This window comes from Streptomyces sp. NPDC088097 (assembly GCF_044741845.1).
Lineage (GTDB): Bacteria > Actinomycetota > Actinomycetes > Streptomycetales > Streptomycetaceae > Streptomyces.
Genome location: NZ_JBIUTJ010000006.1, coordinates 295,686 through 317,142 on the forward strand (window position 1 = coordinate 295,686; position 21,457 = coordinate 317,142).

Genomic DNA, 21,457 nt, shown 5'->3' on the forward strand with positions numbered 1-21,457 from the left:
CTCGGTCACGGCAAACCTCCGTACCATGGTGCCGCCCGCCCCGCTCCCGTCACGGTCCGCGACCGCGAACGCGACCTCCGTGCCAGGAGCCGACCGAGACCGAGAAGGACACCCCGAGACGTGAACATCCGCTCCCTCACACGAAGCGACGGCGTGGTGATCGGAGCAGCGGCCCTGCTGTTCATCGCTTCGTTCCTCGACTTCTACACCCAGTCCCGCTACACCACCGCCAGCGCGTGGGACACGGACTTCTACGGGCTGGCCCTGCCGACGATCTTCCTGACCGGGTTCATCGCGGCGGGCCTCCTGATCGCCGCCCGCTTCCAGCCCGAGGGCCGCAAGGTCGTCGGGCTGCCGCTGACCGCCTGGGGCACGGTGCTCGCCGTCGCCGCCGCCTGGGCCTCGCTGTGGTCGCTGATCACCTGCCCGACCCGGTACAGCCTCGGGGCGGGCAGCATCCTCGCCCTCCTCGCCACGCTGGCGCTGGCCGGCGTGGCCGTCGCGGGCTCGAAGATCCCCGCGCTCGCCGGTCCGCTCCTGCCGGAGCCCACCCCGGTCGCCCCGGCCCCCTACGGCCAGCAGCAGGTCCAGCCGGGTGCCGGGTACGGCTACCCGGGCGGCCAGCAGCAGAGCCCGTACGGCGCCACCCCGCAGCCGGTCCCGCCCTACGGCGGCGCCCACGCCCCGCAGGACTCCACCCCCGCGCCCGCTCCGACGCCGACGCCCGCTCCGGCGGACTTCACGCCGTTCTGGTTCGCGGTGCCGGTGGCCCGTCCCCTCTTCGGTGAGGACGGCTCGCCGAACCCGATCGCGGAGCTGGCTCCGGGCACCTGGTACCTGGCCGTCGACCAGCGGGGCCCGGCCTCGCTGATCGCCCAGACCCAGGACGGCCGCCGCGGCGTCCTGAACGACACCTCGGGCATCCAGCGCGGCTAGGGCGCCCCTCGTCGCCCCCCCCTCGCCATCACGGCCCCCTGTCCTCACGGGCAGGGGGCCGTGGCACTTCCGGGCGGGGTCCGCGTGGCCTACAGTCACCTGACGCAGCGTCAGATGAGTGGCTCGACGGGCACGCCCTCGGGCTCGACTCCGGACACCACCTCGCGAAGGGGACCCCCATGCGCCTCGGACTCGCACTCGGCTACTGGGGACGCGGCCCCACCCCGGCCCACCTCGAACTCGCCACCGAGGCCGAGCGCCTCGGCTACGACTCCGTGTGGACCGCCGAGGCCTGGGGCTCCGACGCCTTCACCCCGCTCACCTGGATCGCGGCGCACACCTCACGCATCCGCCTCGGCACCGCCATCGCCCAGATGGCCGCCCGCACCCCCACCGCCACCGCCATGCACGCCCTCACCCTGGACCACCTGTCCGGCGGCCGGATGATGCTGGGCCTGGGCCTGTCGGGCCCCCAGGTGGTCGAGGGCTGGTACGGGCGCCCCTTCCCCGCGAGCCCACTCACCGCGACGCGGGAGTACGTGGACCTCATCCGCCAGGTGCTGCGCCGCGAGGGCCCCGTCGCACTCGACGGCCGCTTCCACAGCCACCCGTACCGGGGCGCGGACGGCACCGGCATCGGCAAGCCCCTCAAGCCCATCACCCACCCGCTGCGCGCGGACCTGCCGATCCTGCTGGGCGCCGAGGGGCCGAAGAACATCGCCCAGACCACCCGGATCGCCGACGGCTGGCTCCCGCTGTACTGGTCGCCGAGCCGCACCGACGTCTACCAGGCCTCGCTGACCGACCTCCCCGAGGGGTTCATGATCGCCCCGATGGCCCGCGCCGCCGTCTGCGACGACGTCACCGAGGGGCTGCTCCCCGTCAAGGCGATGCTCGGCTTCTACATCGGCGGCATGGGCCACGCCGCCCGCAACTTCCACGCCGACCTCATGGGGCGGATGGGGTACGAGGAGGAGGCCCACCGCATCCAGGAACTGTTCCTGGCCGGGCGCAAGGAGGAGGCGGTGCTGGCCGTCCCGGACGCGTTCGCCGACGAGATCTCCCTGATCGGGCCGCGCGAGCGGATCGCGGAGCGCCTGGAGCTGTGGCGCAAGGGCCCGGTCACCGACCTCCTCCTCACCGCCCCCGACCCGCACACCCTGCGGGTCCTGGCGGAACTGAACGCGTAGGGCGAAGGCACCCGGATCCCGGGTCACCGCACACGGGCGAACTTCTCGACGGCGGCCGGGGTGACCGGGGTGAAGAAGTTGACGAGGTTGCCGTCGGGGTCGCGCAGGAGCAGCGACCGGTTGCCCCAGGGCAGGGTCGTGGGCCCGCTCACGAACGCATCGACGAAGCCGGTCAGGTCCTCGTGCACGCGGTCCACGTCGTCGACGAGGAATTCGATGATCACGCTGTGGTTGTCCGCCGGGCGGGCCGACCCCGGAGCGAACAGCGGGACGGTGCGGGTGCTCGCGACGGCGAGGGTGGCGCCCGGGGTACGGAGTTCGGCGAAGTCCTCCGTGGCCCAGATCGCCGGCGCCCCCGTGGCCCTCTCGTAGAACGCGACGAGGCGCGCGACGTCGCCGGTGACGACGCGGATCGAAACGAAGTCCATGGTGTTCTCCCGGGGTGGCGGGGCCGCCGCTCGTCGCGGTGGCCGTACTCCGCAGGCTAGGAGCAATACCGGACAGATCCCGCCCGGTATGCACGTTAGGCTCCCACTCATGTCCCGACCCACCGTGCGCGTGCTGGCCCTCCTGGCGCTGTTGCAGTCCGGCGGCATCCGGACGGTGGCCGAACTCGCCGACCGGCTCGGCGTCGACGGGCGGACCGTGCGGCGGTACGTGGACCACCTGATCGACCTCGACGTGCCGGTGGAAGCGGTCCGGGGCCGCTACGGCGGGTACCGGCTCGCCGCCGGATACCGCCTGCCCCCGCTCATGCTCAGCGACGACGAGGCGCTCGCCGCCCTGCTCGGCCTGCTCGTCGGCCTCCGGACGGGCCTGACGACGGCGGACACCGCGAGCGGGACGGCGGCGGCCAAGATCCGCCGGGTGCTGCCCGAGCGCCTGGCCCGCAGGCTCGACGCGGTCCTGGAATCCCTCGCCTTCACGGCTCCGCCCGGCGGGTTCGCGCATCCGGACGCCGAGGTCCTGCTCACCGTCGCCGACGCGGTGCGTCACCGACGACCGCTCTCGATCAGGTACACCGACCGCAACGGGCGACGCGGCGAACGCCTGCTGCACGCGTACGGGATCGTCGCCCACTCGGGCCGGTGGTACGTCACGGGCGCGGACCCCGCGATCGGCGAGGACCGGACCTTCCGGCTGGACCGCGTCGCGGGCGCGAGGGTCCTGCCCGGCTCGTTCGAGACGCCCGACGGACTCGATCCGGCCCGGCGCGTGCTGTCCGGGTTCGCCACGGCGGAGTACCGGTACGAGGTGACCTTGCGGATCCGGGGGACGGTGGAGCACGTCCGCGCCCGCCTTCCGGCCGCCGTGGCGGTCCTGGAAGAGCCCGCCCGGGCGGCGGGCGCGGATCCGGAGGCCGAGCCCTGGCTGCGCGTCGAACTCCGGGTGGAGGCGCTCGACTGGTTGCCGCCCGTACTCGCCTCGCTCGACCGGCCGTTCGTCATCGAGCGCCCCGACGAACTGCGCGACCTCGTCATCGCGTTCGCCGACCGCCTCCTGTCCCGCGCCCGCCAGGCCTGACGGCCGACGCCAGGGCGTTCCGCCCTAGGGCGTCTGCGCCTGGGGCACGGCCTCCAGGAGTTCGCGCACGTCCAGCGGCATCACGGCGATCTCGACGCTCCCGCCGTCGGGGAGGGCGCAGGTCACGATCCGCGAGCCGGGGTTGATGGCGATGCCCTCGCGCACGGAGGGCACCCGCAGGTCGGTGGCGCGCGCCCCGGCCAGGGCCACGACCGGGCCGCGCTGCGGCTCCCAGCGGGGACCGGTGTCCGGGGCGACGTGCACCCGACCCGCCCGCCAGCGGCCCGTGCCCGCCGGGTGGCGGGCCATGCCGGGGATCCCGGCGGGGCTCCCGGCGGCCTGCCGCTTCAGGTGCTTGCGGCGGAACAGCCAACCGGCGCCGCCGGCCAGGAGGGCGAACATTACGAACTCGATCACGTGGACCATTGAATCAGGGCGGTCCCGCACGGGCCCGCCGAGCGGCCCGAGCCGCCCGGCGGACGCCGAAGCCGCCGCACCGGGTCTCGGTACGGCGGCTTCGCACGCGTCGTCCGGGGCGCCACGGGGGCGCCCGAAGGGCTATCCGCCCAGCTGGGACGCGCTCGGGACCTTGTCGACCACCGGGGCGCCCGCGCTCTTGCCCGCTTCCTTGACTCCGTTGATCACGTCCTGGAAGGAGCTGATGTCGGCGTCACCCGCCTGCCCCTTGCGGAGCTTGGTGCCGAGCCCCTTGAGGGACTCGATGCCCGCCGTCAGCGGGGCCACGGCCTTCGACAGCAGCGGGTCGCCCTTGGCGTTGCCCACGGCGGCCTTGAGCCGGTTGTAGGCGAAGGCACCCGCCAGACCGGCCTTGATCAGCGCGAACGTACGGCCCTTCGCGCCCTTCTTGAACTTGCCCGCCTGGTACGGCTTGACGATCCACTGGTACGTCGCGCCGGCCGCGAGCCCGGCGTTGGCGACGAAGCGCGTCTTGGCGAACTTCTCCTTCTCGGCGGAGGTGCTCGGCGAGGGTGTCGCCGCCGCCAACTCGTCCTCCTGGGCGGCAGCCGGTTCGGCGGCGGCCAAGGCCGCCAGGTCGGCGGCCGAGGAGACCGAGACCTCCTCGCTCTGGGCCTTGGCGCTCCCGCCGTTGCCGCAGGCGGTGGCTCCGGCGACCAGCGCCGTGGACAGGATCAGGGCCGTCAGGGCCCGACGCAGTCGGGAAGTTCTGGAAGTGGACACGATTTCCTCCGGGGACGGGGGTGTCCCCCGCAGCCTCGCCCGGCCGGTCCGCGTCCGCCACTCGGGAGGCCCCGTACGGGTTTACGGCGCGCCGACGCGGCAACACGCTTGACATGTCCCCCTACACCCGAGCACGTACCCGCGCACATTCCCGTGGAGGCAATCCGGTGGCCAGGGTCATCGCCTTGGTGGCGGACGTGGCCGCCTTCCTGATCGTCCTGTGGATCCTGCTGTGGCTGCTGGACGCCAACCAGGGCAACTCCCTGGTCGCCTTCGTGCACGACTGCGCCGATTGGCTCGCCGGCTGGTCGTACGACCTCTTCACCTTCGACCGGGACTGGGTCCAGGTCGTGATCGGCTACGGTCTGGCCGCCGCCCTCTACCTGTTCATCGGCCACGCCGTCGCGGGCCGCCTGGCCCGCAGCTGAGCCCCGGCGCGTACGGTTCCTCCCTCCCCGGGGTCCGTACGCGCCGTCGTCACGCGGCCGATCCCGGCGCGGCCGATCCCGGCGCGCCCGGCCTGACGCGCCCGGCCCCGCGGTCAGACCTGGCAGCAGTCCGGCTCCAGGCCGACCGGCAGGGCCAGGCCGCCGAACACGTCACAGGTCGCCTCGTCCCCGCCCATCGCCGCCACCGCGAGCAGCAGGGACCCCGCCGTCCAGGTGGTCTGCTCGACCGGCCAGAACGCGTCGTCCTCGAACACGTAGCCCGTCCAGTACATGCCGTTGTCGGCACGCAGGTGGCCGATCGAGCGGAGCACCTCCAGGGCGCGGTCCGACTCCCCCGTCACCCACAGGGCCAGCGCCAGTTCGCAGGACTCCCCGCCCGTCACCCACGGGTTCGGCAGCACGCACCGCACCCCGAGGTCCGGGACGACGAACTCCTCCCAGCGCCCCTCGATGCGGGCCTTGGCCTGCGGTCCGGTCACCGCCCCGCCGAGGACCGGGTAGTACCAGTCCATCGAGTAGTGGGACTTGTCGAGGAACCGCTCCGGGTGGTGGCGCACGGCGTGCGCGAGCGCGCCCGTGGCCAACTCCCAGTCGGGCTGCGGCTCTCCGCGGTGGTCGGCGATGGCCAGGGCGCAGCGCAGGGCCTGGTGGATGGAGGAGGAGCCCGTCAGGAGGGCGTCGGTGACGGCCGAGCCGTCGGCCTCCCGCTTCCAGCCGATCTCGCCGCCCGGCTGCTGGAGGGCGAGGACGAACTCCACCGCCGCGAACACCGCCGGCCACATGCGGTCCAGGAAGGAGTCGTCCCCGGTGGCCAGGTAGTGGTGCCAGACGCCGACGGCGATGTACGCGGTGAAGTTGGACTCGCGGCTCGCGTCCTGCGGCCGCTCGGTGTCGACCCCGTCCGGCCGGTCCGCGTAGGCGGCGTACCAGGAGCCGTCCTTGTTCTGGTGGCGCGCGAGCCAGTCGTAGGCCCGCTCGGCGGACTCGTGCGCGCCCGCCGTGTCCAGGGCCATGGCCGCCTCCGTGTGGTCCCACGGGTCGAGGTGGTGACCGCGGAACCACGGTATGGCCCCGTCGGCGCGCTGCCCGTCGAGGATCCCGGCCACCGTCAGCGCGGCCTGCTCGGCGGTCAGGACCCCGTCCAGGACCAGGTGTTCGGGCACCTCGGGCGGGGTCCGGCCGGCGCTCCCGGGAGAGCTCACTGGGCGGCGCCGACGGGGAGGTGGGGCTTGGTCGCGTACGCCACGAAGCTCTTGCCGATGACCGGGTTCAGGGCCTGCTCGGCGAGGCGGGTGGCCAGGGGCTTCTTCATGATGTCCCAGACCAGGAGCTTGTGGTACGCCTTCACCGGGAGCGCCTTGTCGTTGTCCACGCCGAAGGCGCACTTGAGCCACCAGTACGGCGAGTGCAGGCCGTGCGCGTGGTGGGTGCCGTACGGCTTGAGGCCGGCGGCCTCCATCTTGCCGAGCAGCTCGTCCGCCTTGTAGATGCGGATGTGGCCGCCCTCGACCTCGTGGTAGGCGTCCGAGAGCGTCCAGCAAATCTTCTCGGGACCGTAGCGCGGAACGGTGATCGCTATGCGGCCGCCCGGCTTCAGGACGCGGACCATCTCCGCGAGCACGCCCTTGTCGTCGGGGATGTGCTCCATCACCTCGGAGATGATGACGACGTCGAAGGACTCGTCGGGGAAGGGCAGCGCGAGGGCGTCGCCCTCCATGGCGGTGGCCGTGGCGCCCGCGGGGGCCTCTCCGGCCTCCTTCATCGCGGCGAACCACTTGGCGACCTCGCGGATCTCCTCGCCGTTGCGGTCCACGGCGACCACTTGGGCGCCGCGCCGGTAGCACTCGAAGGCGTGCCGGCCTGCGCCGCAGCCCAGGTCGAGTACGCGGTCGCCTGCGGCGAGCGGGAACCGGGAGAAATCGACGGTCAGCACGGGGTCCTGCCTTCGCGGTCGCGGGGGTGAGGAGTGGGACGGGGGTGTGGTCGGTGGCGCACGGGTCGAGGGGTCACCGGGTGGTGCCGCTGCCGCCTCTGCCGGCGGTACGGCGGGCCTCGGCCCGCTCGATCGCGGCCCGGTAGTACCGGACGGTTCCCTCGGCGGCCTTGGCCCAGGTGAAGCGGGCCAGGACCCGCTCGCGGCCCGCGGCCCCGAGCCGGGCGCGCAGGTCAGCGTCGCCGAGCAGCCGGCCCAACGCGGCGGCCAGCGCCCCCGCGTCACCGGGCGGCACGGCCAGGCAGGTCTGACCGTCGGGCCCGGTCACCTCGGGGATGGCCCCGCCGGTGGTGGCCACCAGGGGCGTGCCGGTGGCCATGGCCTCGGCCGCCGGGAGCGAGAAGCCCTCGTAGAGCGACGGCACGCAGGCGACCTGCGCGCCGCGCACGAGGTCGACGAGCTCGGCGTCGGTGATGCCCTTGACGAAGCGCACCGCGTCCTGGAGGTCGTACTTCTCGATCGCGCGGGCGACCGGCCCGCTCTCGGCGCGCTTGCCGACGACGACGAGGTGCGCCTCGGGCCGCTCGGTACGGAGCTTCGCGAGCGCCTCGACGAGGTGCACCAGGCCCTTGAGGGGGACGTCCGCGCTGGAGGTCGTCACGATCCGCCCGGGCACCTCGGCCACGGAGGCGTCGGGCGACCACAGGTCGGTGTCGGCGCCGATGTGGACGACGTGGATGCGCTCGTCGCGCACGCCCAGGTGCTCGGCGATCTCCGCCTGCGAGGAGCCGGAGACGGTGAGCACGGAGGACAGCCGGCGGGCGACGCGGCCCTGCATGCGCGTGAAGCCGTACCAACGGCGCACCGAGAGCCGCTTCTTGCGGTCCTTGGCGGCGGCGAGGTCGAGCTTGCGGTCGACGGTGATGGGGTGGTGGATCGTCGTCACCAGGGGTGCGCCGAGAGAGCCCAGCAGTCCGTAGCCGAGGGTCTGGTTGTCGTGGATGACGTCGAACTCACCGGCTCGGGAGCGCAGATGGCGCCGCGCCCGCAGGGAGAACGTCAGGGGCTCGGGAAAGCCGCCGGTCCACATGGTCGCGACTTCCAGGGCGTCGATCCAGTCCCGGTACTCGTCGCGCTTGGGGGTGCGGAAGGGGTCGGGGCTGCGGTAGAGGTCCAGGCTCGCCAGTTCGGTGAGCGTGGCGCCCGTGTCGAGCACGGGATAGGGCTGCGCCCCGATGACCTCGACGCTGTGCCCGAGCTTCACGAGCTCCCGCGAGAGGTGCCGGACGTAGACGCCCTGGCCGCCGCAGAACGGGTTCCCCTTATAAGTGAGGAGTGCGATGCGCAACGGGCGGTCGCCGTCGGCGGCGGAACCCGCGAAAGGGCTCGTCACCATGGCCTCAGCGGTCACTCTCGGCCCCCTTCTCCCTGCACTTTCGCCGGAGCGTAACCGCTCGGATAATGTAGAACAAGTTTCACACTTGATCCGTTGAAGACCATTGAATCTACCGGCCGGAAACCACACCGTAAGAGGCCAAGCAGGTGATTCGCGCCACGGCTCGGGCGCCTGCCATGCTGACCTCCGGAGCATCCCGGAAACAGCCACCGCACCGACACGGAACGCCAGGAACGGGACACATGACAGCGGAAGCGAAGGCCGTCACGACATCGGCGAGCACACCGGCGTCCCCTCCCCTGACGGAACGACAGGAGGCCCGCCGCCGGCGGATCCTGCACGCGAGCGCCCAGCTGGCGAGCCGGGGCGGCTTCGACGCGGTCCAGATGCGGGAGGTCGCGGAGTCCTCCAGCGTGGCCCTCGGCACCCTGTACCGATACTTCCCCTCCAAGGTGCACCTGCTGGTGGCGACCATGCAGGACCAGCTCCAGCACATGCACACCACCCTCCGCAAACGCCCGCCGGCCTCCGAGGACCCGGCCGAGCGGGTCGCGGAAACCCTGATGCGGGCGTTCCGGGCGCTCCAGCGCGAACCGCACCTGGCGGACGCCATGGTCAGGGCCCTGACCTTCGCGGACCGCAGCGTCAGCCCCGAGGTGGACACGGTCTCCCGCCTGACGACGGCCATCATCCTGGACGCGATGGGCCTGGACGCCCCGCCGACGGCGGAACAGCTCTCGGCGGTCCGCGTCATCGAGCACACCTGGCACTCGGCCCTGATCACCTGGCTCTCGGGCCGCGCCTCGATCGCCCAGGTCAAGATCGACATCGAAACGGTCTGCCGCCTCATCGACCTGACGTCCCCGGAAAAGTCCTGATCCCATCGGGGGGGCGGGGTCGAGGTCGGGGTCGGGGTCGGGGTCGGGGTCGGGGGGGAACCTCGGCGGGGTGCGTGTCGGGCGGGCTCTCGGAACGTTTGGGGGTTTCCCGCCAGTCCACTGTCCTTCCGTGCCGGTCCGGTCCCTCAAGGGCGCTCCTTCGTCGCGTCGCTACGCGATTTCGCTGCGCTCCACCCTTGACCGACCGGCCCGTCACGGAATGCCAAAGACTGTCGGGAAGCCCCCAAAAGAACGGGCTGGTCTGAAGTGACGAGGAGCGGGTCCGTCAGGGGCGATGGGGCGGGCGCTTCGGCCGGCAGGCCGGGCATTCGGGTCCCTCGCAGAACCTTTCAGGACTCGGCTCGGACTTCTCCACACCGGCGGTTGATCAGGACAGTGGAAGGGGACCGGGGGCGCATCGGATCGCTACGCACTGCCACTCGGCTTGGCGACTGCGACCCGGCTGGGGCTGGACATAGACCGCATGAGGCATCGCGCATCCCGGTCGGCTTGGCGACTGCGGGCCGTCAGGGTTGAGGGGGGACTGTGGTCCTGGGCTGGGACGGAAGGGGGACCTGGGTCCTCGTGCCGGCGGGCGATGTGGGGAGGTGGGTCCGATTCCTAGCCTCGGGACATGCGATCAGACGAGGTAACGAACGAGCGGCGTGGGCGAGTTGTGGCACGAAGGGGGCTGGCGGTCCTGGTGGCCGTCTTGGCCGTGGGGGGTGCGGTACCCGCGTCAGCGGTGGCGCGGGGTTCGGGTGACGTCGTACGCCAAGACGTGGAACGACTGGTCCGGGAGGACCGCTATCCGGCGGCCATGGCCGCGACGACGGACCGGGACGGGCGCGTCCGCAACTACACCGCGGGGGTCGCCGATCTGAAGACCAAGGCGAAGGTGCCGGTCGACGGGCAGGTGCGGGTCGGCAGCAACACGAAGACCTTCACCGCCACCGTCGTCCTCCAACTCGTCGGCGAGGGAAAGATCTCCCTGGACGCGCCCATCGAGCAGTACCTGCCCGACCTCGTCCGGGGCGAAGGCATCGACGGCCGGAACATCACGGTGCGCCAACTGCTCCAGCACACCAGCGGGTTGCCCAACTACACACGGTTCATGCTGGACGCCATCATGGGTGAGGGCCGTCACACCTACTACCAGCCCCGCGCCCTCCTCGACGTGGCACTGGCCCACGAGGCCGAGTTCGCACCCGGGACCAGCGTCTCGTACAGCAACACCAACTACATACTGGCCGGCCTGCTCATCGAGAAGGTCACCGGGCGACCGGTGGCCGAGCAGATCACCCAGCGCGTGATCAAGCGCATCGGCCTGCGTCACACGTACTTCCCCGACGTGGGCGAGGAAGGCATCCGCGAGGCCCACCCCAGGGGCTACCACGCTGCCGAATTCGGCAGCCCGCTGGAAGACATCACCGAGCTGGACCCCTCCTGGGGCTGGTCGGCGGGGCAGCTGATCTCCACCCCCTCCGACCTCAACCGCTTCTTCGGCGCGCTCGTCGGCGGCAAGCTCCTGAAGCCCGCCCAACTCGCCGAGATGCGCACCACGATCAAGGCCCCCGAAGGAGCCGGTTACGAGCCCGGCATGCGCTTCGGACTGGGCCTGTTCAGCATCCCCCTGAGCTGCGGCGGTCTCCAGTGGGGCCACGGCGGTGACACCCCCGGCTACGGCACCAAGACGGGCGCCACCGACGACGGCCGGGCGGCGGCGGTCGCCGTCACCGCCAACATGCCCCCCACCCCCGACGCCTCCACACACGCCCAAGCCCTCGTCGACACGGCCCTCTGCCGCAAGTGACGACGAGCCGCCACCCGCTGAACCGAGCGAGACAGGAGAGGCCTCATGCGGCCTATGCCCAGCCCCAGCCGGGTCGCAGCCGCCAAGCCGAGTGGGAGTACGTAGCGATCTGATGCGCCCCAGGTCCCGTTCGGGTGTCCTGATCAACCGCAGGTGTGGAGTAGTCCGAGCCGAGTCCTGAAAGGTTCTGCGAGGGACCCGAATGCCCGGCCTGCCGGCCGAAGCGCCCGCCCCATCGCCCCTGACGGACCCGCTCCTCGTCACTTCAGACCAGCCCGTTCTTTTGGGGGCTTCCCGACAGTCTTTGGCATTCCGTGACGGGCCGGTCGGTCAAGGGTGGAGCGCAGCTCCATCGCGTAGCGACGCGACGAAGGAGCGCCCTTGAGGGACCGGACCGGCACGGAAGGACAGTGGACTGGCGGGAAACCCCCAAACCTTCCGAGAGCCCGCCCCGCACACACCCCGCCGAGGTTCCCCCGCAGCCCCCGCCCCACCCAGCCCCGACCCCGACCCCGCCCCTAATCCTCCGGCGGGAAGACGGGCTCCCCCGTGGCGGCCAGGGTGATCAGGATGGCCTCCACCGGGCAGCCTTCGGCCGCCGTCAGGACCGGCTCGCTCGCGTCCGCCTCCGACGCCCGCGGGTGGGACTGGCGGGCGGAATCGAGGGCGAAGCCGTCCGGGGCGTGGTTCACGCACATGCCCGAGCCGATGCAGACCTTCCGGTCCACCTCGATCTGCCAGCGGTCCCCCATCAGGCACCGGCCGGAAGGTGGATCATCTTGTGCTCCAGGTACTCGCTCAGCCCCTCCGGCCCGAACTCCCTCCCGAGGCCGCTGTTCTTGTAGCCGCCGAACGGGCCGAGCATGTCGAGGCTGAAGGTGTTCACGTTGAACGTGCCGGTGCGCACGCCGCGCGCGAAGTCGATGCCGTGCTCGACGTCGGCGGTCCACACGCTGCCGCTCAGCCCGAACTCGGATTCGTTGGCCACCCGGAGCGCCTCCGCCTCGTCCCCGTAGGGGATCAGGCAGACGACCGGGCCGAAGATCTCCTCGCGGGCGATCCGCATCGAGTTGTCGACGTCGCCGAAGAGGGTGGGCTCGACGTACCAGCCGCGCTCCAGGCCGGCCGGGCGTCCGCCACCGGTGAGGACCTTGGCGCCCTCCTCCTGGCCGATGCGGATGTAGTCCAGCGAGCGTTGCTGCTGGCGCTGCGCGACGAGCGGGCCGAGCTGTGTGGCCGGGTCCAGCGGGTCGCCCACCACCAGCGCTCCGGCGGCGGCGGCGAGGGCCTCGGCGACCTCCCCGTAGCGGCTGCGCGGGGCGAGGATGCGGGTCTGGGCCACGCAGGCCTGACCGTTGTTCATCCAGGCGGCCGGGACGATCCCGGCGACGGCGGACTCCAGGTCGGCGTCGGGCAGGATCACGGCGGCGGACTTGCCGCCGAGTTCGAGGGTGACCCGGGTCAGATTGCGGGCGGCGACCTCCATGACCCGTCGGCCGGCGGCGACGGACCCGGTGAAGGACACCTTGTCGATGCCGGGGTGGCCGACGAGGTATTCGCTGACCTCCCGGTCGGCGGGCAGGATCGACAGCACACCCTCGGGCAGTCCGGCCTCGCGTGCGATGTCGGCCAGGATGTAGGAGTCGAGCGGGGCTTCCGGCGAGGGCTTGAGGATCACCGTGCAGCCGCTGAGCAGCGCCGGTGCCAGTTTCGCCGCGGCGACGAACTGCGGGACGTTCCAGGGGATGACGGCGGCGACCACTCCCACCGGCTCGCGGCGCACGAGGATCGGCCCGAGCGCGCCCTGACGGCGTTCCTCGTAGGGGAACGCGGTGGCGACCTTGATGGCGGAGTCGTAGACCATCATCGCGCCGAGGGCCTGCGCGAGGATGCTCCAGGAGTACGGGGAGCCGTTCTGGGAGCTGATGGAGCGGGCTATCTCCTCGTGGCGGACGGCGATGGCGTCCTTGATCCGGGTGACGACGGCGATCCGCTCCTCCAGGGAGGTGCGGGGCCAGGGGCCCTCGTCGAAGGCCTTGCGGGCAACGGCGACGGCGCGGTCCACGTCGGCGCGGGAGGCGTGCGGGACGCTGCCGATGACCTGCTCGGTGTGGGGCGAGACGATCCGGATGGTGTCGGTGCCCAGCGGATCCGTCCATTCCCCGCCGATGAACAGTTGTCCGTGGTCCACGAGCTCGGTCATCGCTGATGCCTCCTGGGGCTTGGCGTTTCAGAACTGATACCAGTTCTAGTTAGAGGAGTCCACGGCCGTGACGTGATGAGCGGGACGATCCCAGAAGAACCGAGAGGAACCGAGAGCAACGGAGAAGATCCGGCTGCCGGTTGCGACTAGTCAGGAGAACGCGGAGATGGTCGACTTGGGCGACTAGTGGAACAGGTTCTCGTTGTTGCTCAGAGGGGCCAGGGATCTCATGCGGCAGGACAACACCCAAGACAGCGCACCCCACAACACCTCACAGGCCACCGACGCCCAGGTCACCGACCACGGCGGAGGCGTCTGGAGCATCAAGGTCCCGATCCCCGACAACCCCCTCGGCCACACCCTGGTCCACGTCCTCGACACCGACCGCGGGCCCGTCCTCATCGACACCGGCTGGGACGACCCCACCTCCTGGGACGCCCTCGCCGCCGGCCTCGACGCCCTCGGCATCGCGGTCACCGACGTGCACGGGGTCCTCATCACCCACCACCACCCCGACCACCACGGTCTGTCCGGACAGGTCCGGGAGGCCTCGGGGGCCTGGATCGCGATGCACGCCGCCGACACCGAGGTCGTCGTACGGACCCGGTCCGCCGAGCCGGGCGTCTGGTACGACTACATGAGCGAGAAGCTGGCCCTCGCCGGCGCCCCCGAGGAACACCTCGCCCCGCTGCGCGCCGCCCGCGCGGCCGGCCGGCTGCGGACCCTGCCCGGCCTGCGGGCGGCCGTCCCCGACCGGGAGATCGTCCCCGGCGAGCTGCTGCCCCTCGCCGGGCGCCGGCTGCGCGCGATCTGGACCCCCGGGCACACCCCCGGCCACGTCTGCCTGCACCTGGAGGAGGAGCACCCGGCGCACCTCCCCGGGAACGGCCGCCTCTTCTCCGGGGACCACCTCCTCCCCGGGATCTCCCCCCACATCGGCCTCTACGAGGACCCCTCCGACGAGCAGGTCACCGACCCCCTCGGCGACTACCTCGACTCCCTCGAACGCGTCGGCCGCCTCGGCCCCGCCGAGGTGCTCCCGGCCCACCAGTACGCCTTCACCGACGCTCCCGCCCGCGTGCGGGAGCTGCTCGACCACCACGAGGAGCGCCTCGTCGGCTTGCGGTCGCTGCTGGCCGCCGAGCCCCTGACGCCCTGGCAGCTCGCGGAGCGGATGGAGTGGAACCGCCCCTGGGAGCAGATCCCGTACGGCTCCCGGAACATCGCCGTCTCCGAAGCGGAGGCACACCTGCGCCGGCTGGTGAAGCAGGGCCGCGCGGAGGCGGTGCCGGGCACCGACCCGGTGGAGTACCGGCCGCTGTAGGCCGTGCCGTCGGGGCGGAGCACTCGGGCGCGGGGCGTGCCGGGTAAGGGGCACCCCCCGCCGGCGCCCCGGCTCCGGTGGGCTACGGGCCGGTAGAGTGGGCCCGTCGTCCACACTTCCGGGCGGGGGGAAGCCGGTGCGATTCCGGCGCTGACCCGCAACCGTGACCCGATCCCGCCCCGGCGGGCCGGGGAGCCGGAATGCCCCGTACCGGAGTGCGCGGCTCGTGCCGCCGGGGCCTCCGGCGGCCGGCACCGTCGAGGTATACGGAGCCGGAGCCCGGTGCCTGCGCGTGCCTGCCTCCCGCTCCCCAGCACGAGAGGCACCCGCCCCCCATGAACGTCCGCCGCAGCGCCGCCGCGCTCGCCGCCTCCGCCGTGCTCTGCGTGGGTGCCGCCCCCGCAGCCCTCGCCGACACCGCGCCGCCCTCCCCGTCCGCGCCCCCGGTGGTCCCCTCGGGCCTGTTCGGCAAGGCCGATCCGACGTACGACGGCGTGTGGCGCCAGTCGCTCGCGCTGCTCGCCCAGCAGACCGTCGGCGCGAAGCCCGCGCCGAGCGCCGTCCAGTGGCTCGTCGGCCAGCAGTGCGAGAACGGCGGCTTCGCCTCCTTCCGCGCGGACGCGGCGAAGGCCTGCGACGCGACGACGATGCTCGACACCAACGCCACCGCCGTGGCCGTGCAGTCCCTCAAGGCCGTCGGCGGCCAGGACGCCACGGTCAAGAAGGCCGTGGACTGGCTGAAGTCCGTCCAGAACGAGGACGGCGGCTGGTCCTACGTCCCGGGCTCCCCCAGCGAGGGCAGTTCCACCTCGATCGTGATCAGCGCCCTCGCCGTGGCGGGCGAGAAGCCCGCCGAGGTGAAGTCGAAGGCCGGCAAGTCGGCCTACGACGGCCTCCTCTCCTTCCAGCTGGGCTGCGCCACCGAGCCGGCCGCCGACCGGGGCGCCTTCGGGTACCAGCCGGCCGACGGCAAGCTCCCCGCCAACGCCGACGCCACGGCCGCCGCCGCGCTGGCCGGCCTCGGCAAGGGCATCCTCGTGGAGCCCGCCGGCACCGACACCCCCGCCGCCGCGCTGCCCTGCCCGGCCGGCGCCGGCGACCCGGCCGCCGCGGCCCAGGGCGCGGCCGGCCACCTGGCCGAGGCCCTGAAGAAGGACGGCCACCTGACGGCGCTCACCCCGGGCGCCGACCAGCCCACCGCCGACACCGGCAACACCGCCGACGCCGTGATCGCCCTGGCCGCGGCCGGGCACCGCCAGTCCGCGACGGCCGCCCTGGAGTGGCTGGAGAAGAACTCCGCGCAGTGGTCCCAGGGCAACCCGGCCGCGCTGGCCACCCTGGTCCTCGTCGCGCACGCCACCGGCACCGACCCGAAGGCCTTCGGCGGCGCCGACCTCGTCTCCGCGCTGAACGCGACCGGCCCCGCCCCGCAGGCGGCGGACTCCGAGCCGCAGGCGGTGGAGAGCGAGAAGGGCGAGGGCTCCGGCAACCAGAACATCTGGTGGATCGTCGGCGCGGGCGCCGCGGCCGGCATGGGCATCGGCATCCTCCTGAGCGGTCGCCGCAAGAAGAACCAGCTGTGAGCCGCCGCCGTCCGCGCACCCCGGCGGCCGTGGTCCTGGGCCTGGTGGGCGTACTGCTGACCCTGCTCGCCGCCTCCCCGGCCCTGGCGGCGAGCTACCGCTACTGGTCGTTCTGGGACGGCGCCGGCGGCCAGTGGGCGTACGCCACCCAGGGCCCGTCCACGGCCCGCCCCGCGGACGGCAAGACCGTCGGCTTCCGCTTCTCCGTCAGCAAGGACGCGGCGGCGGAGGCGGCCCGGCCGCGCGCCGCCGCCGACTTCGACGCCGTCTGCTCGGGCACCGCCCCCGCGGCCGGCAGGAAGCGGGTCGCGCTGGTCGTCGACTTCGGGCTCCCCGAGGAGGCCCCCGGCGGTGAGAGCCCGCCGCAGGAGGGCCCGCGCACCGCCTGTGCCCAGGTGGCCCCCGACGCCACCGCCGCCGAGGCCCTCGCCTCGGTGGCGAAGCCGCTGCGCTACAACAGCGCCGCGCTGCTGTGCGGGGTGTCCGGCTATCCGAAGTCGGGCTGCGGCGAACCCCTCGCCGACTCCGACCCCGCCTCCGGTTCCGGTTCCGGTTCCGGGACGAAGCCGTCGCCGGCGGCATCGGCACCGGCCGGCCCCGACTCGGCCACGGCCGACTCGTCCTCCGGTCCGTCCTCCGGTCCGTCCGCCGGGCTGCTCGCGGGCGTCGCGGCGGTGGCGGCCCTCGGCGCGGCCGGCGTCTGGCAGTCCCGCCGCCGCAGGCGATGACGGCTCGCGCGGACACCCCCCGGCCCGGCCCGCCCGGGGCGGGTCCCGCCGGTCGGGGCGTGCCGCCCGCGCGACGGGCCCCGGCCCGGACCGGGGCCGGTGGGGCCGGTGGGCGCCCGCACGGGCCGACGTACGAGAAGAAGGACAGGTCCTGGCACGCTCCCGAAGCGAGCCGGGGCAACGCCCTGCACGCCGGGGCCTGGTGGCTGTGGGCCCTCGGGCTGGCCACCGCCGCCTCGCGGACCACCAATCCGCTGCTGCTCGGGCTCATCGTCGGCGTCGCCGGTTACGTGGTCGCCGCCCGCCGCACGGACGCGCCCTGGTCGCGTTCCTACGGGGCCTTCCTCAAGCTCGGGCTCTTCGTGATCGGGCTGCGCCTCGTCTTCTCCATGCTGCTCGGCTCCCCCATCCCGGGCGCGCACCTCCTCTTCACCCTGCCCGAGCTTCCCCTGCCGGCCTGGGCGCAGGGCATCCGCTTCGGCGGTCGGGTCACCGCCGAGCAGCTGGTCTTCGCCTTCTACGACGGGGCGAAGCTCGCCACGCTGCTGGTGTGCGTCGGCGCCGCCAACGCCCTGGCCAATCCGGCGCGACTGCTGAAGTCGCTGCCCGCCGCCCTGTACGAGGCGGGCGTGGCGGTGGTCGTGGCCATGACCTTCGCGCCGAACATGGTCGCCGACGTGGCCCGCCTGCGCACCGCCCGACGGCTGCGCGGGCGCCCGACGGGCGGGGTGCGGGCCGTCCTCCAGATCGGCCTGCCCGTGTTGGAGGGGGCCCTGGAGCGTTCCGTGGCCGTGGCCGCCTCGATGGACGCGCGCGGCTACGGTCGGACCGCGCACGTCCCGCCCGCCGTCCGGCACACCACCAACGCCCTCACCCTCGGCGGCCTGCTCGGCATGTGCGCGGGCACGTACGGGCTGCTCGCGGCGGAGGGCGCCGCGTTCGGGCTGCCCGTCCTCGGCATCGGCCTGGTGCTGGCCCTCGCGGGGCTGCGGCTGGGGGGCCGGCGCAGCCTCCGGACCCGTTACCGGCCGGACCGGTGGGGGGTGCGGGCGTGGCTGGTCGCCGGTTCGGGGGCGGTGGTCGCGGCCCTGTTGATCCACGCCGGGTCGGTGGACCCGGAGGGGTTGCGGCCGGGTGTGGTGCCGCTGGTCGCGCCCTCACTGCCGCTGTGGCCCGCGGCGGCGATCCTGATCGGCCTGCTGCCGGCGTTCGTGGCCCCCGTACCCCCCAAGGAGTCTGCACAGTGATCCGCTTCGAGCAGGTGTCGGTGACGTACGACGGCGCCGACCGTCCCTCCCTCCGCGATGCGGACTTCACCCTTCCGGAAGGGGAGCTGACCCTCCTCGTCGGCCCGTCGGGGGTCGGCAAGTCCACTCTGCTCGGCGCCGTCTGCGGGCTGGTCCCGCACTTCACGGGGGGCACCCTGCGCGGGCGGGTGACGGTCGCGGGCCGCGACACCCGGACCCACCTGCCGAGGGAGCTGGCGGACGTGGTGGGCACGGTCGGGCAGGACCCGCCGGCGCACTTCGTGACGGACGTGGTGGAGGACGAGCTGGCGTACGGCATGGAGTCCCTGGGCCTGGCCCCTTCCGTCATGCGCCGCCGGGTGGAGGAGACCCTCGACCTGCTGGGCCTCAACGAACTGCGCGACCGTCCGATCGCCACCCTGTCGGGGGGCCAGCAGCAGCGGGTCGCGATCGGCTCGGTCCTGACCCCGCACCCCCGGGTCCTGGTGCTGGACGAGCCGACGTCCGCGTTGGACCCGGCGGCCGCGGAGGAGGTCCTGGCGGTGCTCCAGCGGCTGGTGCACGACCTCGGGACGACCGTGCTGATGGCGGAACACCGCCTGGAGCGGGTGGTCCAGTACGCGGACCGGGTCCTGCTCCTCCCCTCCCCGGGCGCGGCCCCCGTCCTCGGCACCCCGGCGGAGATCATGGCCCTCTCCCCCGTCCACCCCCCGGTGGTGGCCCTGGGCCGGCTGGCGGGCTGGTCCCCCCTCCCCCTCTCCATCCGCGACGCCCGCCGCCTCTCCACCCCCCTCCACACCCACCTCTCCCCCCTCGCCGCCGCCCACCCCACCCCGCCACCCGGCACCGCCGCCCTTCCAGCCCCGCCGGCGTTTGAGGCGCGGGTCCGGGCAGAGCCCGGTTTCGGGAAGGGGCGGGGCGGGGAGAAAGCCGCGCGCAGCGCCCCCGCACCCGCACCCGCACCCGCACCCGGCAGCGCCCCTACCCCCGGCCCGGGCCAAGGCCCCGCCCCGAGCCCCACGCCCACCCCCACGCCCACCCCCACCCCCACGCCCGACCAGGGCAAGCCGCCCACGCCCGACCAGGGCAAGCCCGGCCTGCTCTCCCGTCTGCTCCGCCGCACGGCGCCGCCCGCGCCGCCCACCCACCCCACCCCCCGCGCAGCAGACGCCGCCCGGGCCACCGCCCTCGGCATCCGCCGCGCCCGCACCGAGGTGCTCCGCGACATCACCCTCACCGTCGCCCCCGGCGAAACCGTCGCCCTCATGGGCCGCAACGGCGCCGGCAAGTCCACGCTGCTCGCCGCGCTCGTCGGCACGCTCCCGCCCACCACCGGCGAGGTGACCGTCGGCGGCGTCGCCCCGCACCGCACCCCGCCCGGGGAGATGGTCCGCCGGGTCGGCCTGGTCCCCCAGGAACCCCGCGACCTCCTCTACGCCGACACCGTCGCCGCCGAATGCGCCGCCGCCGACTCCGACGCCGGCGCCGCCCCCGGCACCTGCCGCGATCTGGTCAGCGCCCTGCTCCCCGGCGTACCGGACGACACCCACCCCCGGGACCTGTCCGAGGGACAGCGCCTGACCCTGGCCCTCGCACTGGTGCTGACCGGCCGGCCCGCCCTGCTGCTCCTCGACGAGCCCACCCGCGGCCTGGACTACTCCGCCAAGGCCCGCCTGGTCGAGCTGCTGCGCGCGCTCGCCGCCGACGGGCACGCCATCGTGCTGGCCACGCACGACGTGGAGCTGGCCGCCGAGCTGGCGCACCGGGTGGTGATCCTGGCCGGCGGCGAGATCGTCGCGGACGGTCCGACGGCCGAGGTGGTCGTCTCCTCCCCCGCCTTCGCCCCGCAGGTGGCCAAGATCCTCGCCCCGGGCCACTGGCTCACGGTGTCCCAGGTGGCCGCCGCCCTCGCGGGCTCCCCCCTACCAGCAGGGGAGCCCGGATGACCCACCCCGCCACCCCCAACACCACCCGCCCCCTCCGCATCGGCCCCCGCGCCGCCGCGGCCCTGATCCTCGTCACCCTCATCGGCGTCGCCGCCTTCGGCTGGCCCCTGCTCGCCGACCGGCAGTCCGGCCTGGCGCACTCCCAGGACGCCCCCTGGCTCTTCGCCGCGCTGCTCCCGCTCCTCGTCGCGGTCGTCGTCGCGACCATCGCCGACCAGGGCATGGACGCCAAGGCCGTCGCGATGCTCGGCGTGCTCGCGGCCGTCGGGGCGGCCCTCAGACCGTTGGGCGCCGGCACCGCCGGGCTGGAGCCCATGTTCTTCCTGATGGTGCTCAGCGGTCGCGTCCTCGGCCCCGGCTTCGGCTTCGTCCTGGGCTCCGTCACGATGTTCGCGTCCGCCCTGCTCACGGGCGGGGTCGGGCCGTGGATGCCGTTCCAGATGCTGGCCCTGGGCTGGTTCTCGCTGGGCGCCGGGCTGCTGCCCGGGCCCGCGCGGATCCGCGGTCGGGCCGAGCCGGCGATGCTCGCGGCGTACGGGTTCGTCGGCTCCTTCGCGTACGGCGCGATCATGAACCTCCAGGGCTGGGTCATCCTCCAGGGCATGGGCCAGGGCATCTCCTTCCACCCGGGCGACCCGGTGGCGGAGAACCTGGCGCGCTTCGTCGCGTACTGCGCGGCGACCTCGCTGGGCTGGGACCTGGGGCGGGCCGCCCTCACCGTCGTCCTGACCCTGACCGTCGGGGCCACCCTGCTCAAGGCGCTGCGCCGAGCCACGCGAAAGGCCGCGTTCGACGCGCCCGTCTCCTTCGATTCCGGGGCGGAAGCAGGCGGCAACCACCCCCTCGAAAGGGATACGGTCCGCCACGCAGGGTGAGATCCGGGGCCCTCACCGGTGACCCGCCCCACAGGACCCACGTCACATACGAACCGGGATCGTAGTCCCAGAAGGTCCTTTACGCGGCCTTGAGAACGGGCCCCCACCTGCGCGAACACCCACCCGCCGGGTGGGGGGCCGTTCCGCCCCGACTGCGAGGGCCACTAGTAAGAGGGCTCGTTGCCAGGCCGTCGGGGCGTCTGTAGAACTGGATGAGTCGCAAGGCGGCAGG

General features: G+C 73.4%; 20 protein-coding genes and 1 riboswitch. Of the genes, 12 read left to right on the forward strand and 8 right to left on the reverse strand.

All coding sequences use genetic code 11. From position 1 onward, the window contains the following. The first annotated feature begins 120 nt into the window (after positions 1 to 120). Both ACIOD1_RS20835 and ACIOD1_RS20840 read left to right on the forward strand, forming a co-directional pair. Positions 121 to 936 (forward strand): hypothetical protein, encoded by an 816-nt coding sequence (locus ACIOD1_RS20835; RefSeq protein WP_365614134.1) that lies wholly within the window; start codon positions 121 to 123, stop codon positions 934 to 936. A gap of 179 nt (positions 937 to 1,115) precedes the next feature. Further along, positions 1,116 to 2,126, forward strand: coding sequence for an LLM class F420-dependent oxidoreductase (locus tag ACIOD1_RS20840; protein WP_365614137.1), 1,011 nt, complete (start codon positions 1,116 to 1,118; stop codon positions 2,124 to 2,126). A gap of 23 nt (positions 2,127 to 2,149) precedes the next feature. Here ACIOD1_RS20840 and ACIOD1_RS20845 read toward each other — a convergent pair whose 3' ends face one another. Further along, positions 2,150 to 2,554: a VOC family protein gene (locus ACIOD1_RS20845; protein ID WP_365614140.1), complete on the reverse strand. Its 405-nt coding sequence runs from the start codon at positions 2,552 to 2,554 to the stop codon at positions 2,150 to 2,152. Positions 2,555 to 2,663: 109 nt separating this feature from the next. On the opposite strand from ACIOD1_RS20845, the gene ACIOD1_RS20850 reads away from it, so the two are divergent. After that, positions 2,664 to 3,650 (forward strand): helix-turn-helix transcriptional regulator, encoded by a 987-nt coding sequence (locus ACIOD1_RS20850; protein ID WP_401903827.1) that lies wholly within the window; start codon positions 2,664 to 2,666, stop codon positions 3,648 to 3,650. Positions 3,651 to 3,674: 24 nt separating this feature from the next. Here ACIOD1_RS20850 and ACIOD1_RS20855 read toward each other — a convergent pair whose 3' ends face one another. Further along, positions 3,675 to 4,067, reverse strand: coding sequence for a hypothetical protein (locus ACIOD1_RS20855; protein WP_401903829.1), 393 nt, complete (start codon positions 4,065 to 4,067; stop codon positions 3,675 to 3,677). Between the two features lie 141 nt (positions 4,068 to 4,208). Beyond that, positions 4,209 to 4,850, reverse strand: a complete 642-nt coding sequence (locus ACIOD1_RS20860) for a hypothetical protein (protein WP_365614149.1) — start codon at positions 4,848 to 4,850, stop codon at positions 4,209 to 4,211. Positions 4,851 to 4,963: 113 nt separating this feature from the next. Between ACIOD1_RS20860 and ACIOD1_RS20865 the strand changes: the two genes are divergently transcribed. Next, on the forward strand, positions 4,964 to 5,278 hold the full coding sequence (locus tag ACIOD1_RS20865; RefSeq protein ID WP_365614152.1) for a hypothetical protein: 315 nt from the start codon (positions 4,964 to 4,966) through the stop codon (positions 5,276 to 5,278). A 113-nt stretch (positions 5,279 to 5,391) separates the two neighbouring features. Here the strand turns inward: ACIOD1_RS20865 and ACIOD1_RS20870 are convergent, their stop codons facing one another. The 3 genes from ACIOD1_RS20870 to ACIOD1_RS20880 all read right to left on the reverse strand — a co-directional run bounded on the left by ACIOD1_RS20870 (position 5,392) and on the right by ACIOD1_RS20880 (position 8,643). After that, positions 5,392 to 6,501, reverse strand: coding sequence for a prenyltransferase (locus tag ACIOD1_RS20870; protein ID WP_401903832.1), 1,110 nt, complete (start codon positions 6,499 to 6,501; stop codon positions 5,392 to 5,394). Then, positions 6,498 to 7,232 carry a class I SAM-dependent methyltransferase gene (locus tag ACIOD1_RS20875; RefSeq protein ID WP_365614158.1) on the reverse strand — a complete coding sequence of 245 codons (735 nt, stop codon included), beginning with the start codon at positions 7,230 to 7,232 and terminating at the stop codon, positions 6,498 to 6,500. Before ACIOD1_RS20875 ends, ACIOD1_RS20870 begins: the two co-directional genes overlap by 4 nt. 73 nt (positions 7,233 to 7,305) lie before the next feature. Then, entirely contained in the window at positions 7,306 to 8,643 is a 1,338-nt protein-coding gene (locus ACIOD1_RS20880; RefSeq protein ID WP_365614160.1) for a glycosyltransferase family 4 protein, read from the reverse strand. Between the two features lie 227 nt (positions 8,644 to 8,870). Here ACIOD1_RS20880 and ACIOD1_RS20885 point away from each other — a divergent pair, with 227 nt between their 5' ends. Together ACIOD1_RS20885 and ACIOD1_RS20890 are read left to right on the forward strand one after the other, a co-directional pair. Then, positions 8,871 to 9,506, forward strand: coding sequence for a TetR family transcriptional regulator (locus tag ACIOD1_RS20885; RefSeq protein WP_365614163.1), 636 nt, complete (start codon positions 8,871 to 8,873; stop codon positions 9,504 to 9,506). 781 nt (positions 9,507 to 10,287) lie between these two features. After that, on the forward strand, positions 10,288 to 11,319 hold the full coding sequence (locus tag ACIOD1_RS20890; protein WP_365614165.1) for a serine hydrolase domain-containing protein: 1,032 nt from the start codon (positions 10,288 to 10,290) through the stop codon (positions 11,317 to 11,319). Between the two features lie 518 nt (positions 11,320 to 11,837). On the opposite strand, the gene ACIOD1_RS20895 is transcribed toward ACIOD1_RS20890, so the two are convergent. Both ACIOD1_RS20895 and ACIOD1_RS20900 read right to left on the reverse strand, forming a co-directional pair. Next, the gene (locus tag ACIOD1_RS20895; RefSeq protein WP_365614168.1) at positions 11,838 to 12,071 is read right to left on the reverse strand and encodes a ferredoxin; all 234 of its coding nucleotides are present in this window, start codon (positions 12,069 to 12,071) and stop codon (positions 11,838 to 11,840) included. Further along, complete coding sequence (locus ACIOD1_RS20900) at positions 12,071 to 13,522, reverse strand: aldehyde dehydrogenase (protein WP_365614171.1); 1,452 nt, start codon at positions 13,520 to 13,522, stop codon at positions 12,071 to 12,073. Before ACIOD1_RS20900 ends, ACIOD1_RS20895 begins: the two co-directional genes overlap by 1 nt. A 229-nt stretch (positions 13,523 to 13,751) precedes the next feature. Here ACIOD1_RS20900 and ACIOD1_RS20905 point away from each other — a divergent pair, with 229 nt between their 5' ends. The 6 genes from ACIOD1_RS20905 to ACIOD1_RS20930 all read left to right on the forward strand — a co-directional run bounded on the left by ACIOD1_RS20905 (position 13,752) and on the right by ACIOD1_RS20930 (position 21,225). After that, the gene (locus ACIOD1_RS20905) at positions 13,752 to 14,846 is read left to right on the forward strand and encodes an MBL fold metallo-hydrolase (RefSeq protein ID WP_365614174.1); all 1,095 of its coding nucleotides are present in this window, start codon (positions 13,752 to 13,754) and stop codon (positions 14,844 to 14,846) included. Between the two features lie 126 nt (positions 14,847 to 14,972). Beyond that, positions 14,973 to 15,052: riboswitch (cobalamin riboswitch) on the forward strand. A gap of 129 nt (positions 15,053 to 15,181) precedes the next feature. After that, positions 15,182 to 16,429, forward strand: a complete 1,248-nt coding sequence (locus tag ACIOD1_RS20910) for a prenyltransferase/squalene oxidase repeat-containing protein (RefSeq protein ID WP_365614177.1) — start codon at positions 15,182 to 15,184, stop codon at positions 16,427 to 16,429. Next, complete coding sequence (locus ACIOD1_RS20915; RefSeq protein WP_365614180.1) at positions 16,426 to 17,157, forward strand: SCO2322 family protein; 732 nt, start codon at positions 16,426 to 16,428, stop codon at positions 17,155 to 17,157. The genes ACIOD1_RS20910 and ACIOD1_RS20915 overlap by 4 nt, the downstream gene beginning before the upstream one ends. Continuing rightward, positions 17,154 to 18,404, forward strand: a complete 1,251-nt coding sequence (locus ACIOD1_RS20920) for an energy-coupling factor transporter transmembrane protein EcfT (RefSeq protein WP_401903835.1) — start codon at positions 17,154 to 17,156, stop codon at positions 18,402 to 18,404. The genes ACIOD1_RS20915 and ACIOD1_RS20920 overlap by 4 nt, the downstream gene beginning before the upstream one ends. Then, positions 18,401 to 20,350 (forward strand): ABC transporter ATP-binding protein, encoded by a 1,950-nt coding sequence (locus ACIOD1_RS20925; RefSeq protein ID WP_401903837.1) that lies wholly within the window; start codon positions 18,401 to 18,403, stop codon positions 20,348 to 20,350. Before ACIOD1_RS20920 ends, ACIOD1_RS20925 begins: the two co-directional genes overlap by 4 nt. After that, positions 20,347 to 21,225, forward strand: a complete 879-nt coding sequence (locus tag ACIOD1_RS20930) for an ECF transporter S component (protein ID WP_401903839.1) — start codon at positions 20,347 to 20,349, stop codon at positions 21,223 to 21,225. The genes ACIOD1_RS20925 and ACIOD1_RS20930 overlap by 4 nt, the downstream gene beginning before the upstream one ends. The last annotated feature ends 232 nt before the right edge of the window (positions 21,226 to 21,457 follow it).